Origin of the sequence: Paludicola sp. MB14-C6 (genome assembly GCF_030908625.1) — a bacterium.
Lineage (GTDB): Bacteria > Bacillota > Clostridia > Oscillospirales > Ruminococcaceae > Paludihabitans.
In genome coordinates this window covers 1,851,939-1,867,343 of sequence record NZ_CP133133.1, presented here as the reverse complement: position 1 = coordinate 1,867,343, position 15,405 = coordinate 1,851,939, and the positions used below count along the sequence as shown (strand labels likewise).

The 15,405-nt window shown below is 35.4% G+C and carries 12 protein-coding genes; 1 reads left to right on the top strand and 11 read right to left on the bottom strand.

Going from position 1 to position 15,405, the window contains the following annotated elements; genetic code table 11:
* Window positions 1-66: 66 nt before the first annotated feature.
* The 7 genes from RBG61_RS08960 to RBG61_RS08930 all read right to left on the bottom strand — a co-directional run bounded on the left by RBG61_RS08960 (window position 67) and on the right by RBG61_RS08930 (window position 7,228).
* Window positions 67-1,212: a SpoIID/LytB domain-containing protein gene (locus RBG61_RS08960; RefSeq protein WP_307942795.1), complete on the bottom strand. Its 1,146-nt coding sequence runs from the start codon at window positions 1,210-1,212 to the stop codon at window positions 67-69.
* Between the two features lie 40 nt (window positions 1,213-1,252).
* A complete protein-coding gene (locus RBG61_RS08955; protein WP_307942793.1) occupies window positions 1,253-2,311 on the bottom strand; it encodes a class B sortase in 1,059 nt (352 codons plus the stop codon).
* 96 nt (window positions 2,312-2,407) lie between these two features.
* The gene (gene srtB / locus RBG61_RS08950) at window positions 2,408-3,379 is read right to left on the bottom strand and encodes a class B sortase (RefSeq protein ID WP_307942792.1); all 972 of its coding nucleotides are present in this window, start codon (window positions 3,377-3,379) and stop codon (window positions 2,408-2,410) included.
* 22 nt (window positions 3,380-3,401) lie between these two features.
* Window positions 3,402-3,893: a CinA family protein gene (locus tag RBG61_RS08945; RefSeq protein WP_307942791.1), complete on the bottom strand. Its 492-nt coding sequence runs from the start codon at window positions 3,891-3,893 to the stop codon at window positions 3,402-3,404.
* Between the two features lie 43 nt (window positions 3,894-3,936).
* Window positions 3,937-4,869 carry a class B sortase gene (locus RBG61_RS08940; protein WP_307942790.1) on the bottom strand — a complete coding sequence of 311 codons (933 nt, stop codon included), beginning with the start codon at window positions 4,867-4,869 and terminating at the stop codon, window positions 3,937-3,939.
* Between the two features lie 23 nt (window positions 4,870-4,892).
* Entirely contained in the window at window positions 4,893-6,065 is a 1,173-nt protein-coding gene (gene thiI, locus RBG61_RS08935) for a tRNA uracil 4-sulfurtransferase ThiI (protein ID WP_307942788.1), read from the bottom strand.
* Between the two features lie 17 nt (window positions 6,066-6,082).
* On the bottom strand, window positions 6,083-7,228 hold the full coding sequence (locus RBG61_RS08930; protein WP_307942786.1) for a cysteine desulfurase family protein: 1,146 nt from the start codon (window positions 7,226-7,228) through the stop codon (window positions 6,083-6,085).
* A 173-nt stretch (window positions 7,229-7,401) separates the two neighbouring features.
* Here RBG61_RS08930 and ypeB point away from each other — a divergent pair, with 173 nt between their 5' ends.
* Entirely contained in the window at window positions 7,402-8,754 is a 1,353-nt protein-coding gene (gene ypeB / locus RBG61_RS08925; protein ID WP_307942783.1) for a germination protein YpeB, read from the top strand.
* Window positions 8,755-8,840: 86 nt separating this feature from the next.
* Here the strand turns inward: ypeB and RBG61_RS08920 are convergent, their stop codons facing one another.
* The 4 genes from RBG61_RS08920 to murQ form a co-directional block, all read right to left on the bottom strand.
* A complete protein-coding gene (locus tag RBG61_RS08920) occupies window positions 8,841-9,419 on the bottom strand; it encodes a GNAT family N-acetyltransferase (protein WP_307942780.1) in 579 nt (192 codons plus the stop codon).
* A gap of 35 nt (window positions 9,420-9,454) precedes the next feature.
* Window positions 9,455-9,982, bottom strand: coding sequence for a GNAT family N-acetyltransferase (locus tag RBG61_RS08915; protein ID WP_307942777.1), 528 nt, complete (start codon window positions 9,980-9,982; stop codon window positions 9,455-9,457).
* A 200-nt stretch (window positions 9,983-10,182) separates the two neighbouring features.
* The gene (locus RBG61_RS08910; RefSeq protein ID WP_307942775.1) at window positions 10,183-14,328 is read right to left on the bottom strand and encodes a glycoside hydrolase family 10 protein; all 4,146 of its coding nucleotides are present in this window, start codon (window positions 14,326-14,328) and stop codon (window positions 10,183-10,185) included.
* Between the two features lie 120 nt (window positions 14,329-14,448).
* Window positions 14,449-15,372, bottom strand: coding sequence for an N-acetylmuramic acid 6-phosphate etherase (gene murQ / locus RBG61_RS08905; protein WP_307947238.1), 924 nt, complete (start codon window positions 15,370-15,372; stop codon window positions 14,449-14,451).
* Between the last annotated feature and the right edge of the window lie 33 nt (window positions 15,373-15,405).

Genomic DNA, 15,405 nt, shown 5'->3' with positions numbered 1-15,405 from the left:
ATTGGGTAATTAACACAAAACACAGTTTGAAAAACATGTTTTCAAACTGTCTAAAGTAAAATGGGGTTAACGAATCGTTACCCCTATATAATAATGTTGTAGTATTTGTTGGTAATTCCAGCCTTCATTTGCAGAATAACCAAGCGCACCAAGTTGGCTCATTCCAACACCATGACCATATCCTTTCGTTGTAAAAGTAATATTGTCATCGGAAACTGAAATATCGGTTATCTTACAACTCTTTAGCTTAGAATTTCCAAATATACTCTCTCTTAATGTGCGCCCTCTTACACTGGTACCACATATAGAAATTCTATCAATAAATCCACCATCCGTCAATGCTGCATTTTTCAAATCGAACCAGTTAGATGCATCTCCACTAACAGATATCCCATTTGACGCTAATATGTTTGCTGCTTCACTTTGCGAAATAGTAGAAGAGCTAATGTAATCATCATACTTACTTGGCCTTGCTTGTAAATATGGAAGCGTTCCGCCCCATACATATTTCGCACTTTGAGTGCTTCCACCAGAAGCTGCATGATATACAGCGTTTATAACGCTGCCATTGTAGTAGATTTTTTCATTCCAAACCAATTTCACTAATTCAATTGTTTTGGCATATGGGGCAGCATATGGCATAGATGGATAAGTTCCGTTTGCTCTTTTATGATATTCCATATAGGTTCTGCAAGCAACTGCTTGTGCTTTATAAGCTTCGTAATATCTAGATTTAGGTGCTGTATTGGTTCCAACAATTTCTCTTTGTACTGCACCGCTAACGATATGTAATAAATCCTCATCTATTTCTCCATTACCGCTATTTTCATTACTGATTTCAGAAGAAGCAATTGGTGGCTTGGATGATGATGTTTCGGATGGTTTTGGCTTTGAAGAATGTGGTATAGACGATTGCTGTTTTGAAGATTGCTGCTTGGATGATACTTTTGAAGATGAAGGAATACTAGAGCTAGGTGCTGACGATTCTACCGAGCTTAGTTGGCTTGAATTGTTAGATGAACTTTGGTTGCTATTTTCTGAGCTTAGCAGATCACCAATACCAACATCACTCTGATAAAAATCATCTTCTCCAATTGTATTACTTGAATTTGCTGTTATTTTCTCTATATTAGAAGCCGCATAAACAATGCTTCCACTAAAGATTGCTACAGCACATAGCAACGCGATTAAATTCCAAAGTATTCCTTTCATCATGTTTCCTCTTTAATTTTTCTTGTCATTTCTTTTTTGTTTATTGAATTGCCCGTTTCGGAACCAATCGATCCTCGTTTAATACAGCAGAAGAAGTATCCACACTTGTAGATTCTCCGTCTCGAACCTTTCTTGCAACAAATACGTAACGGAAATCTTTACTGGTTAATGAATAACAAGTAGAAATTGTTAAAAATCTATCGCCGTATTTACTATCGACCGGTGTATCATAAAAGCTTCGTTCTCGTACTGCTTCAACAAAATTGTTAAAATCAGCTTCACTTGTAGCATTTACAAAGTTATGATACTCAAAAGGTCCTATTGGGTTTTTATCTGATACATCTTCAAGGAAAAAACCAATTACTTTCCATTGTCCTCTTTCATAAGCTGTATCAAATTGAATTACTGGGTTTTGTTTATAAAAATCTAAATTTTTATAATTTTTTATACCCGATAACTGCAAACCACGCTTATCATCACTATGGCCATAAATGATGATATTTGTGCTCTGTTTATTCGGGACAATACTGGAACGATAATCCATGAATGGTACGCCCCATCCGCTGGATGCTCTGTATTCGTTGTGATTTAAATAAAAGGTGTTGTTATTCGTTTGAGTTACAGGATAATTGACATGGGTATTGGGTACGATCAACCTGCCTTTTACATCTCTGTTGGTTTTAAACCATACTTTAAACTCTTCCAAATAATTTTCGGGAGGGTTCATTGGCTCCATTTTATTCGGGTTGGTTTTACTATTGGTACTTACAATCTGGCTGCTGCTTTCACTGCTTATTGAAGATAAAGTACTGCTCATATTTTGTAAGCATGATTCTACTTCTCCAATAACAGACCATGATTTACTGCTTGGTGTATTAATAGACGTTACCAATGCAGATTGATTCATTGCATTTGCTATATCATTGTGCTTGTGCTGCGCACTAATATAACAGCAGCTTATAATAATTCCCACTATTATTAAGATTATAATAACATAAATTGAGTATTTGCGAATCAGTGTTTTTTTTGAATCACCATTTTGAGGAACAAAGAAGTTTACAAACGCATTGTCGGAATGAAGCATATCCTTAAAATTCATGAGAACCGCCTCTTTCAGAATAATATCAAGTTTTAATTGAACTAGTTATTTGCAGCGCTAAAATGTGTAAACAAAATTATCCGTTCATTTTTATTGTTATCTTTCTTTTGAAAACGGATCCTCAATCCCCTTTTTTTGATACCATCTTGCAGGCATCATCGGCTTAGCATTTTTCTCTGATTTTGAAATATCAACTTCTGTACTTTCACCTTCTCTTACTTTTCTTGCAACCAATGCAACACGAAAATCGGTTTTATTTACTTCTGTATCACATGTGGAAAGAGTAATAAACTGATCGGATGAAATTGCATCGACTCCTGTTTTAAAATAGCTGCGTTTCGCAACATTTTCTAAAAACCTTATTACGTCTTTATCGGAATTAACATCTATAAAATCATGATACGAAAATACTTTTTTGTTTTGTTGGCTAACGTCTTCCATAAAAAAGCCAATTATTTTATAAGTACCTTTCCCATAAATCGTATCAAACTCTATAATTGGATGTTCTTGATAAAATGAAAAATCCTTATACTTTTTAACAGTAGCAAAAAAAGATCCATCTTGTGCACTATGTCCGTAAACTGTAATGTTGGTACTTTGTGTTTCTTTTGTTATGGTTGATCGATAGTCTGCAAAAGGAACACCAAATGGATCATATTTTTTGTATAATGTATTGGTTAAATAATACTGATTATCTTTTCCTTTTACAATCGGATAGTTTAACCTTGTATTAGGAATGTTAATATGACCGATTAAATCATTATTAACCTTATATAATTGTGATAATTCTTTTATAACTCCTGTTTCAGAATCAAACAAATCTTCCGCTTTTTTTATTTGAGAAGAAGTAGTTGACGAAACATATAGATCATGATAAGAATTAGAAATTGAATTTGCTTTAATATATTTAAATAACAATAGAGCAAGCATGATAAGACTAAAAATTAAAATAACAAGCGCAACTAGCGATATGATTTTGCCGATTTTTTGCTTTGTTGTGTCTTTTTTTTGAGGAAACCAAAAAGAATAACATTTTGACCAAAAACTATTTTTCTTTTCTGTAGTCATAACATATCTGCCCTTTCGTCATTCATATTGAAACACTGTCAGTTTCTAAAACTTGTAATGTCATCTCGAACAAGCATTGAACAGTTTGCTTTCGAATATCTTCTCTATTACCTTCTAAATTTAAACGTTTGCAAAAGACTTTCGATTTTGTTGCAACACCGATATATACTGTTCCAACCGGCTTTTCTTTTGTCCCACCGGTAGGCCCTGCAATTCCTGTTACCGATATTCCGACGTCAGCATTTGCTTTATGAAGAATTCCTCCTGCCATCTGTTTACAAACCTGCTCGCTTACAGCACCGTATTCCACTAAATTTTGATGCGATACATTGAGTTCCTGCTCTTTTATGCGATTGGCATAAGAAATAACGCCACAGTCAAACACAGAGGAAGCTCCGCTTACTGATGTAATATATTGTGCAACCATTCCACCTGTACAGCTTTCTGCCGTAGCAATTGTAAACTGTAAATCATTTAACTTTTCAACAAGCTGTTGAGCTAATTGTATTATCATAACTGTTATACCTTTCGCTAAATTCTTTAAGCTGACTTAACCCTTATTTGGCAAATGGATTTTTAATGTCCTTTTTCTCATACCATCTTGCAGGCATCATCTGATTTGCATTTTTTACAGCGGAACCCGTATCTACCTTTGCAGACTCACCAGCCCGTACTTTTCTAGCCACTAAAGCAATTCGGAAATCAGTATTGTTTACTTCATAATCACAAGTTGATAGGGTAATCAGTTGATCGCCAAACTTCGTATCAACACTGGTTTTAAAATAATTACGTTTCATAACATTTGCGACATAATCGTTAAATTGTGCTTCGTTCATATCAGTGTAATCATGATAATTAAACATAGCCTTATTATTATCGCTTACATCTTCCATAAATAGCCCAATAATTTTATAATTACCTGTTCCATAGATTGTATTAAACGTGATATTTGGATGACTTTTATAGAATGCAACATCCTTATAATTCTTTAAGACAGCAAAATAAGATCCATCTTTTGCTGCGTGGGAATAGATTGTAATATTGTTACTTTGCTTATCTTTTGTAAAAGTGGCTTTACTATCTGCAAATGGAATACCCAATGAGTAAGATTTTTTCGTTATGGTATGATTCAAATAATAAGTATTATCGGAAGCTTTTGCAACGGGCAAATCTAAACGTGTTTCAGGTATAGAAAGCCATCCTATTGTATCTTTGTTAATTTCATAAAGCTTATTAAAATCTTTTACAACACCTGTTTTTTTATCAATGGTATTTCCGCTTTTACTAGGTGTTCCATCCTTATTTTCAATACTGGATACAGGGTTATAAAATTCCTGTGCTTCCTTTTGAAATTGTTTTCCTGCTGCATATTTGCGAACGAGCAAAGCGCCAATTACTACTGCAAAAATAAGTACCACACATATAGCAACAAGCAAAATAATACGTGCTACGCTCTTTTTCCCTTTGGTTTTTCCTGTTGTCATTTTCATAATTCTGTCTCCTTGTTGTCTGTTTACATCTTAATTGTCTTTATTATTGTATTATCCACGGCATCCGCCAATAATGGTTCAAAGTCAAAAGCTGCTTGAGACTCTTCAACATACTTTAATGTTGGTTTCGTTTTAGGTCGTTTCGGAGTAAATACGGTACAACAATCCTCGTAAGGTAAAATAGAAGTTTCAAAGGTATCAATTTGTCTTGCAATTGCAATAATATCATTCTTGTCCATACCGATTAGCGGTCTAAACACAGGTCGATCTGCTACTGCATTTGTTGTAGCAATTGCGTAAACTGTTTGGCTTGCAACTTGGGCTAAACTTTCGCCTGTTACCAAGCAAGGTATGTTTTCACGCTCTGCAAACCGAATTGCTATTTCCATCATCAATCGACGCATGATAATCGTAAATAATTCTTCGGGACAGTTATCACGAATTGCTTCTTGTAATTTGGTAAACGGTACACAGTAAAACACAATGTCACCTGAATAATCAGATAATTTTTCACATAATGTTTCTACCTTTTGCAATGCACGATCACTGGTATATGGAGGACTTATAAAATGCATTGCAGACATTTTCAAGCCTCTTCTTGCCATCATATATCCTGCAACCGGACTATCAATTCCACCGGAAACCAAAAGCAAACCTTCGCCACTTGTTCCAACAGGCATACCGCCTGCACCTTGAATTACTTTTGCATGAACATAAGCAGATTCTTCCCGAATTTCTACCGTTACTGTTACCTCAGGATTATGCACATCAACCTTTAAATGAGGATATGCATCCAATAATGCTCCCCCTAACTCTCTTTGCAAATCAGGAGATTGATATGGGAACCGTTTATCAGCCCGTTTTGCTGCAACTTTAAAGGTTTTGGTGTATGGTAGTAAATCTTTCAAATATTCAATTGCATCTGTTTTAATAACTTCTAAATCTTTTTGAGTAACAACCGATCTTGAAAAAGCTGCAATGCCAAATACTTTTTTTAACGCATCGCAAGCCTCATCCAAATCAACTTGTTCATTTTCAGGGGTAATATAAATTGTTGATTGTGCTTTTTTAATTTGAAACTTACCTATTTTACGAAGACGCCATCTAATATTTTTTACCAATGCATCCTCAAAAGTATGTCTATTTAATCCTTTTAATGCAATCTCGCCATTTTTGACAAGTATAATTTCTTTCATATCTACTCCGTTTTTCTTTATCTTTTTATTTTTGCGAGGGTATTAATTCCCTCTTTCAACTGTTCTGTAACATAATCAAGCTGCTGTATTGTAATATCGGGTGAAAAGCTAATGCGAATTGCCGTATCAGTATATTCTTTTTCTAAACCAAATGCCGCTAAAACATAGCTTTGCTTTCCTTTCGCACAAGCTGAGCCACTTGAAACATATATTCCATATTGCTCTAAATAGTGTAGCATAACCTCAGAACGGATATTTGCAATTGAGATATTTAATATATGAGGTGCACTATTATCTAATTTTGTGTTAATATGCACTTCAGGAATTTCAGCTAATTTTTCAACAAAATAATCCTTTAATTGTTGATAACGTTCTTTAACAGCCGAAATTTGCTCTCGCTGACTTGCAACTGCCGCTCCAAATGCAGCTATTAACGGAGTAGGTTCGGTGCCCGATCGAATTCCGCTTTGCTGATTTCCGCCAAAGGTTTGTGGAACTAAACGTATGCCTTTTTTTATATATAACGCTCCTATTCCTTTGGGTGCATAGACTTTATGTCCACTCATGCTCAATAAATCAATTTCATTGTTTTTGAGCTTAATTGACAGCTTTAAAAACCCTTGAACAGCATCTACATGGACAACTGTATTCGGATTCTTTCTTTTAACAGCTTTCGCTATTTTTTCAATCGGCAAAATCAATCCCGTTTCATTATTTACCCACATACAGCTCACCAATACCGTTTGATCGTCTACTTCATCAAAAAAATCCATCTCATAAAAAGCACCATCTTCTCTTGGAAAAACTTCTTTGATTATGTATCCTTGCTGTTGTAACATTTTCATTGTTTCTTTCACAGAGGGATGTTCAATCGCTGTAGTAACAATTTTATTGCCCTTACGTTTATTCGCAAGAACACTTCCAACAACCGCTAAATTATTGGATTCTGTTGCACCTGATGTAAATAAAATTTCACTTGGCTCACAAAACAATGCTTTCGCAAGCTCTTGTTTGGCTTTTATAACTACTTTTTCTGCTTCAAAGCCTTTTCTGTGTAACGATGATGGATTCCCGTAATCCTGCTGCATTGCTTGTACACATGCAGTAATTGCCGCATCGCAAGGCTTTGTTGTTGCACTATTATCTAAATATATTTCTTGCATGTTTCCTTATATACGCTCCTTGACCATTCTAAGAATTTATTATACACTATTGTTTTCATTTTTGCTATAGGTTTTCAACAAAATATAAGCACAATTTGGTATATTTTAATACTTTCAGTAAATTATAAAGTTAATTCACAATAATACTATTTACTCAATATTGGAGGAGTTCTATGACATTTCGTATTACAAAAAGAGCGTTGATTCGCTTAATTAGTTTTGCCGTTGCTATTATTCTTGTTGCATCACTATTGGTATATACTTATTCAGAACAAACGCATCAATCAAAATTAGCATTGCAATATCAGTATATGCAAAGTGTTGATGACCTTACGCATTATGCACAAAATGTAAATAGCGACTTAACTAAAATTATCTATGCTCAAACACCGGAATACCTTGCAATGCTCTCATCAAAATTATGGAGAGAATCAGGCTACGCAAAAGACAGATTAGCTAGCCTTCCAATTGACAATCTAAAAATTCAAAATACAAACAAACTGCTTTCACAGGTTGGTGATTACTGTGTTAGCTTATCAAAATCTTATGCAGAAGGAAACACGATTACCGAAGAACAACGAAACAATCTCATGAAGCTAAATGAATACTGTGATGGTATGCTTCGTGAAATGGTAACCGTTTCAGATGAAATTAAAACAGGTGCTATTAGCCTAAGCAAAGTAAAATCCAATGTAAAAGAAGAAGCAAGCAACAAAAATCCGGTTGGTGATATTACAGAAGGCTTTAAAGAATTTGAAGAAGGTTTTTCTTCCTATCCATCTTTAATATATGATGGACCATTTTCTGATCATATTATGCAAAGAGAACCACAAAAATTAAAAGGACAGCCGAATATTTCTCGTGCAGAAGCTAAAAAAATCGCCTCACAAGCAACCTTACTTTCGATTGAACAACTAAAAGATGAAAATGACGAGGATTCTCGCATGCCATCTTATTGCTTTAGTGCAGAAGGTCTTGATATCTCCGTTACAAAAAAAGGTGGTTTTGTTTGCTATCTTTTAAAATCGCGCTTAGTAACTGAACGTAAAATCAACGTGGATCAAGCAAAGGACAAAGCACGTACTTTTATGGATACGCTCAAAATTGGCGCATTGACTACGACCTACTATGAAATCAGCAACAACATCATAACCATAAACTATGCATATATGCAAAATGATATTATTGTTTATCCGGATTTAATAAAAGTAAGCGTTGCTTTAGATAACGGAGAAATAATCGGATATGATGCAAGAGGTTATTTAATGAACCACAAGGAACGTCAAATAAAAGCTCCTAAATATTCAAAAGAAGATGCTTCTGCTAACGTAAACAAGAATTTAAAAATTGAAAGTAGTCGCCTTGCTATCGTTCCAAGTGGTGGATTATCTGAAGTATTATGCTATGAATTCAAATGCAAAACTTCCGATGATAAGCAACTTCTAGTTTATGTGAATGCTAATACAAAGGTAGAAGAACAAATACTAATTTTACTGATAAACGAAAATGGCACACTGACAATATAATAACAAAGAGGGAATCATCCAATATTAGATGATTCCCTCTTTATTCCTTTATAATTGAAAACTCAGTTACTATCTATACAATATCATTATGCATTCTCATACATACTGTAATCCACATATCCCGTAATATTATTTAGTGAATTCAAATATGTTTCCTGTACCATCATACATTTCGGTTCTTGTAATGGCCATCCACTTGTTGCAAAGATATTATATTTTGATGAAGTTTCAAATCCTAGGGTATTATAAAATTTAGGATTACCCTCAACTTGAATCCCCTTGTACCCAAGCTTCTTCACTTTTTCCATACCTAATAAAATCATAGTAGAACCTATATTTTGTCTCAAATAATCTGAGTGTACAGAAACTGGTGTTAACATAACAATAGGCGTTTCAACAATCTCTTTATCATAATTTCCGAGCTTTGATACTTTAGATAGTGGAAAATGCGAAAACATAAAATGTCCGACTATAATTCCATTTAATTCTGCAACATAAGATAGTTCTGGTATATAGTACTTACCTAAGCGAATCTCATGAATCAGAGCTACTTCACCTCTGCCATCAGAGTAATCCGTACCTTTAGAAAACGAATCCAACACCAGCTTATCAATTTCATCAAAATCACGTATACACTCTGGACGAATTTTAATATCATTTCTCATATAATATTTTTCCCCAAACATTTATTATTTTATTTTTAGCGTTCTTCCCGAATGATATCCATATAGACTTCATCGTAGAATTTGCCTTTTACAAAATAGGCTTGTCTTCTTCTGCCGATTTCTTGAAATCCAACTTTTTTATAACATGTAATTGCACGTTCATTAAAAGAGAACACCCTTAGCATTACATTATTGAGATTCAAATAATCAAAACAATAATCTACAAGCAAGTTCATTACCTCTGCTCCATAACCTTTGCCTCGGTTTTCTTCTTCTCCGATAAACAATCCCACTTCGCCACACTGCCTAAGATGGTCCACTTGCATAATTCCACAGTTACCAATTAACTCATCATTTTCTTTTTTCACAATCGCAAACTGATAATCATTAACATTGTTTTCAATCCATTTCTTTTCACCATCTAGTGAAGTCACTCTCCATGAGCTTCCAACTCCATCTGTTACAGCAAAATCATTCAGCCATTTTACATAGGTTGGAGCGTCCTCCTCATTCATCGGAGATAGATAAATATGATTTCCAACTAATTTTTGAAAATATTTCATTTCATTCACCCGTTTCTTAATAATTAGAGTTATCATATCAAAATTTTAGAATTTATGCAATAAATAATGATATATTAAATGCTGCAAACTACAAAAATTGAAAAAGTCCACCCATTGGGGTGGACTTTTTACAAATTCGTTGAGTTTTTAAAATGAATACTACTCTATTAAAATGCATCCTATTTTTAAATTAGACTACATTAAAAAATTACTATTGTTCGATTAGAAGGCTTTGATTCTTGGCTAACCCGATTTAAAGCTGTTATGACATATCGGTCACCTTTCTTACCTGCTGTATCTAAATATTTTTGAATGCAACCTGAACTTCCGTAATACCTTGCAATTAAGTTTTTCGGGTTATCAATGTTAATTGCTTCATTCGGTGAAAAACGATATATTGCAAAGTAACGTGTGTTTTTATCCGTTTTCAAGAATGTTAGATTTACTCCTTTTGTCGTTCTAAAAGCACTTAAAGCAATTGGTGCATACGCTTTCGGAATATTTGCCCAATACTTAGATGGTGGAAGGGCTGGTGTTTTCCAAAGCTCTGCTATTTTTTTACGTGCTAAGTCCGTATTGGCATTACCCGAATAAAGTACTCCATAATTATAGAGTAAAGAACCATTGATATTAGGGTTAGCCATATTAAATTTTAATTGTCGTTCCAGTTCTTCAGCACCAACTTTATACGTATCCCAATAAGGGTCCCCTGAACCATCAGGAAGACTTAATTTATAAGCTGCCATTCCTATATAAAGCTCTGTTTTTACATTCGGATTCTCTTTCAATAAATCAGCCCACCAACTAGAAACTACGCCGTATGGTGTAAGATTAAAATTGAAACTCCAATATACCTGTGGACATATATAGTCAACTAATTCTTCAAGCACCCATTTACGGGTATCGGAACGACCATGGTCATAGTTAGGAATACCAGCTTTCGTATCGGAACCCAGAACGTCATCTAATTTATTTCGCCAAATGCCAGCTGGACTCACGCCAAATTTAACCCATGGCTTTGTTTCTGTAATTTTATCATGTATATCCTTAACTAGAACATACGTATTGTTTCTTCGCCAATCATCAATATTATCAAATTGTGCTTTTCCATAGGTTTCATAAGTGCTTTGGTCGGCTCCTTCTTGATCAAAGCCACCTTTATCTCCTACATAGAAATAATCATCAAAATGAATACCATCAACATCATAATTATCTACAATTTCCATTACGCAATCTTCCACGTATTTGATTGCATCAGGAATACCCGGATCAAGAATAAGCCTATTGGTTGCTACTCTTGCCCACTCAGGATGTTTCGCATATATATTATTTCCTTGTGCTAATAACATTTGCTTCACTTGGTCGAGACTTGTCATAGGATTGCCGTTTTCATCTTGATATAATTCTGCCGGCATTGAAATACGATAAGGATTACACCATGCATGTAACTCCATGCCTCTTTTGTGCGTTTCATCAATTGCAAATTGTAGTGGATCAAAGCCCGGATCCTTGCCGTAAGTTCCTGTTAAATACAAAGACCATGGAGCTAGATTTGAGCGATAAAATGCATCAGAGGTTGGGCGTACTTGGAAGAACACTGTATTTGCGCCAAGATCTTTCAAATCATCAAGAATTTTTATAAGGTCAGCCTTTTGTACCTTGATTCTTTCAGCATCATCTTCAATTTTGAGTGATTCTTTTTTAGGCCAATCAATATTCAAAACGGTGCTTAACCAAATACCACGCATTTCACGTTTATTTAATGGTGCTTCTTCAGGTATATTATACTTATCCCAAGCAGCAGGAATACGTTTTTGACGTATTTTTTCCATTGCGCCATTCAATGTAATTACTTCATCAGCAATTGCTTTTTCAGTAGCACGGATATCAGCCAATACGCCTTTTGCATGATTTACCGCTGCTTTGAATATATCATAATCTGCTTGCGGATATTGTCCACCTAGTTTTCCAGGAAGAATTGTATTTAAAAAATCATCAGCTTTGATAACCGTTTCATTTAACTTAGTCTTATCATAATGATAACTTACCATTGCTTTATCAAATTTATCCTGAGCAATTTTAAGTTCAGCAAGTACCGCATTTATAGAAGCTTGGGTTTTACCTACTGCTTTGTCATTAACTGCTTTTTCTTTTGCTATTTTAAAAGCATCAATGGCAGTTTGCGGATATTGACCCGGATTCGTTCCTGCTTGTGCAGTTGCTAACAATTCATTTGCGAAAGCAATCGCTTTATCAAGTTCTTCAAATTGCAGTGGACCCACCTTCTTTGTATTAAATGTTGCCACTGCCGCCGTTATTGCGGTTTTGGCTTTTTCAACTGCTTCGCTTGTTGCAGCTGCATCGTCATATACTGCCTGTGCACTATCAATTGCTGCTTTTAGCTCTGCTTTAGATCCAACGATATATTGCCCAGGCTCTTCGCCCTCAACTGCATTATTATACAGTTCATTAGAGGCATTTATCTTTTCTAACAATCCAGGACGATCAATTTTTGGACGCAATGAATTTTCAAATTCTACAACTTTTCTACTCAGTTCTATTGCCTCTGCATCAATTTGTTCTTGAGAATTAGATGATAAAACTTGCATTGCACTTGCAATTGAAAGTCTGAAAGCAGAAAGTGAACCAACAGGATATTGTCCTCCACTTCCCCCCTCTACAGCGCCTATAAGCAAAGCACGTGCTTTTGCAATTGTACCAATTAACTTTGCCTTTTTCAGCTCACTGCCCGGAACATTATCTTCATAAATCAAATTGATATCATCAATATAAATCTCGCTATCAACTTTGGTTGTATCGTTAGTAGCCAAAACGGAAGGTACATAGTTTAGCAACACTCCTGTTTCCTTTGTAAATCCTGCTTTAGCTAAATCAATTGTATAATAGTTCCATCCTTCTGGAATGACATTGTTTGTAAGGGTAAATGGTATGTTTTGAGTGCCACTCTTATCAGCTTTGCGTATATCAAGACGCAATGCAAATACAGACTGTCCTTTTCCATATACCCACATACCTATTTTTTGCGGTGTTTTTTCTCCTGTAAATGTTAATTTTGGATTAGGATATCCGCTACCCTTAACTGCTGCAAGTGCTGTACCTGCAGTACCTTTAAATTGGTATACTAGCTTTAAAGCAGAAGTACCTTGATGAACAAACGGTGCTTGGGTCACCTTTGCAACTGTACCTATGCTGCTGTTTGTAGTAGCATATTCCCATTCTATCCCGCTTGAGCCCTCAAAATCTTCTAAAACAATATTTCGGTTATTTATAAATTCAGCTGAAGCAAGAAGACTTGTCAATGCTCCCACCACAAAATCCTCAGCGTCATAAATATCCTGCTGTGTAGACACTACGTTTTCCATAACATTACGTGCGGCATCAATTGCTGTACGCAGACCTAAAATCTCGTTTTTATCTCCGATTGCATCAGCTTTGCAATAATTCTCTGATATTGCTAGCGTTTGCTCCAAGCAGGAAGTATCCCTAGTTTTAGCACCATAGATTGCCACAATATCGTCTATGTAGAGAATACCCGGAGCCTTTGCACCGCTAGCCGATGATAAAGAAACAAGTCCTGGTAATGTAGACACCGTTAGTCCGTTTGCCTTGCATGATTCAGGAATTATAAACTCGTAAAAATTCCAACCTTTTTTTAACGGAGTAACTACATTATCCAATTTAATCGTAACGCCAGCACCATTTGATTTGCCTAACAACCTCAAACTATAATAATTCAAATCTGTGCCATAAATCCATAATCCGATCGAATTTGGAACTTCACCTGCTGCAAAAGACAAGTTACTGGTGTTAGCATAGGTACTAAGTGTGCCGCCGCTAGTATTTGTAGTGAAGTCAAAATTCAACTTTAAGGAATTCAGCCCACTATGTACATTGCTATTTTCTATTGAAAATGTAGGTGGGGTATTACTCACACTTCCACCAGACCAGTTCAGCATACCGGTAACAGCGTTTCCCTCAGCGATAAGGCTGTTTTCAAAATGATCAAGCACCTTATGCGCATCCACCTGAACCCGTAATGCTACTGTTTTACCTGAAGCGGTAGTTCCATTTACCCAAAAACGATGACCGGAAGTCAACATGTCCTGTGTAATTTCATTCCACGTAACCGTCGTAGCAGCTTCGCCCATGGTTACCGTGTTGGGAAGCGTGGGTGTTTTGCCTAAAACGGTATGAACAACGGTTTTTAAATATGCTGGTGTCTCATTTGCTGCAGCTTGCACAGAAATTCTGCCAAGTCCTGTTCCCATGGTTAATAAAATTGCCAAAGTTAGACTTAATGCTTTTTTATACAATCCTTTCAACATAAAACTCTCACTCCTTTTGGTTATGTATAAAAACGATAATTACACCGTTCTTAACAATTTTGCTTGTTATAACATCAATGAGAAAATGCTATGCATAGTCCAACTATATTCTATTCATTATTAGATTGCTTTACTATTATTCAAAAACTCCAGTGCATGAGCAATATTATTATTATGCTTTAGTAAAAGGTTTTTTGATTGATCATAATTCACATTAGCCAATATCATCAATATTGCATGCTTAGCTGAGTACTCACACTGTTCTAATGTTGCAATCGCAGTATTCAAATCTACACCTGTTGCAGTACAGACGATAGATTTCGTACGTTCTATTAACTTTTCATTGGTAGCCTGTACATCCACCATTAAGTTTCCGTAAACCTTTCCAAGTTTAATCATAACAGCTGTTGAAATCATATTCAGAATCATTTTCTGGCTTGTTCCACTTTTCATACGTGTTGAACCTGCGATTACCTCAGGTCCTGACCAAGGAGAAATTGCTATATCAGCATACTGTTCAATCTCGGAATGCAAACTACAACTTAATGATATAACCGGTGCTCCAATTTTTTTTGCGTATTCCATACACCCAATTACATAGGGGGTTCTTCCACTTGCAGCGATACCTACCAATACATCAGACTCTGTAAATCCAGCTGCTATTAAATCAGATGCACCAAGCGTTTTGTTGTCTTCTGCCCCTTCTACAGCCTTAACAAATGCACTGGGGCCACCTGCCATGATTGCTTTTACAAAGTCGGGTGATACACCAAATGTCGGTGGACATTCTACCGCATCAAGCACGCCAAGTCTACCTGAAGTACCTGCACCACAATATATTAGTCTACCACCGGCAACAAGCTTTTGATAAATAACCTCTACCGCCTTTTCTATGTTTGGTAACTCTTTTTCAACAGCGTAAGCAACTTTTTTATCTTCATCATTTATTGCCTTTAGTATTTCTATAGTAGTCATCTTATCAATGTTAGCAGTCGACTCATTTCGTGTTTCAGTTGCGATTTTTTCTAATTCAATCTTCATAATTTACTCCTAAATTTATTGATTAGCAATTTATTT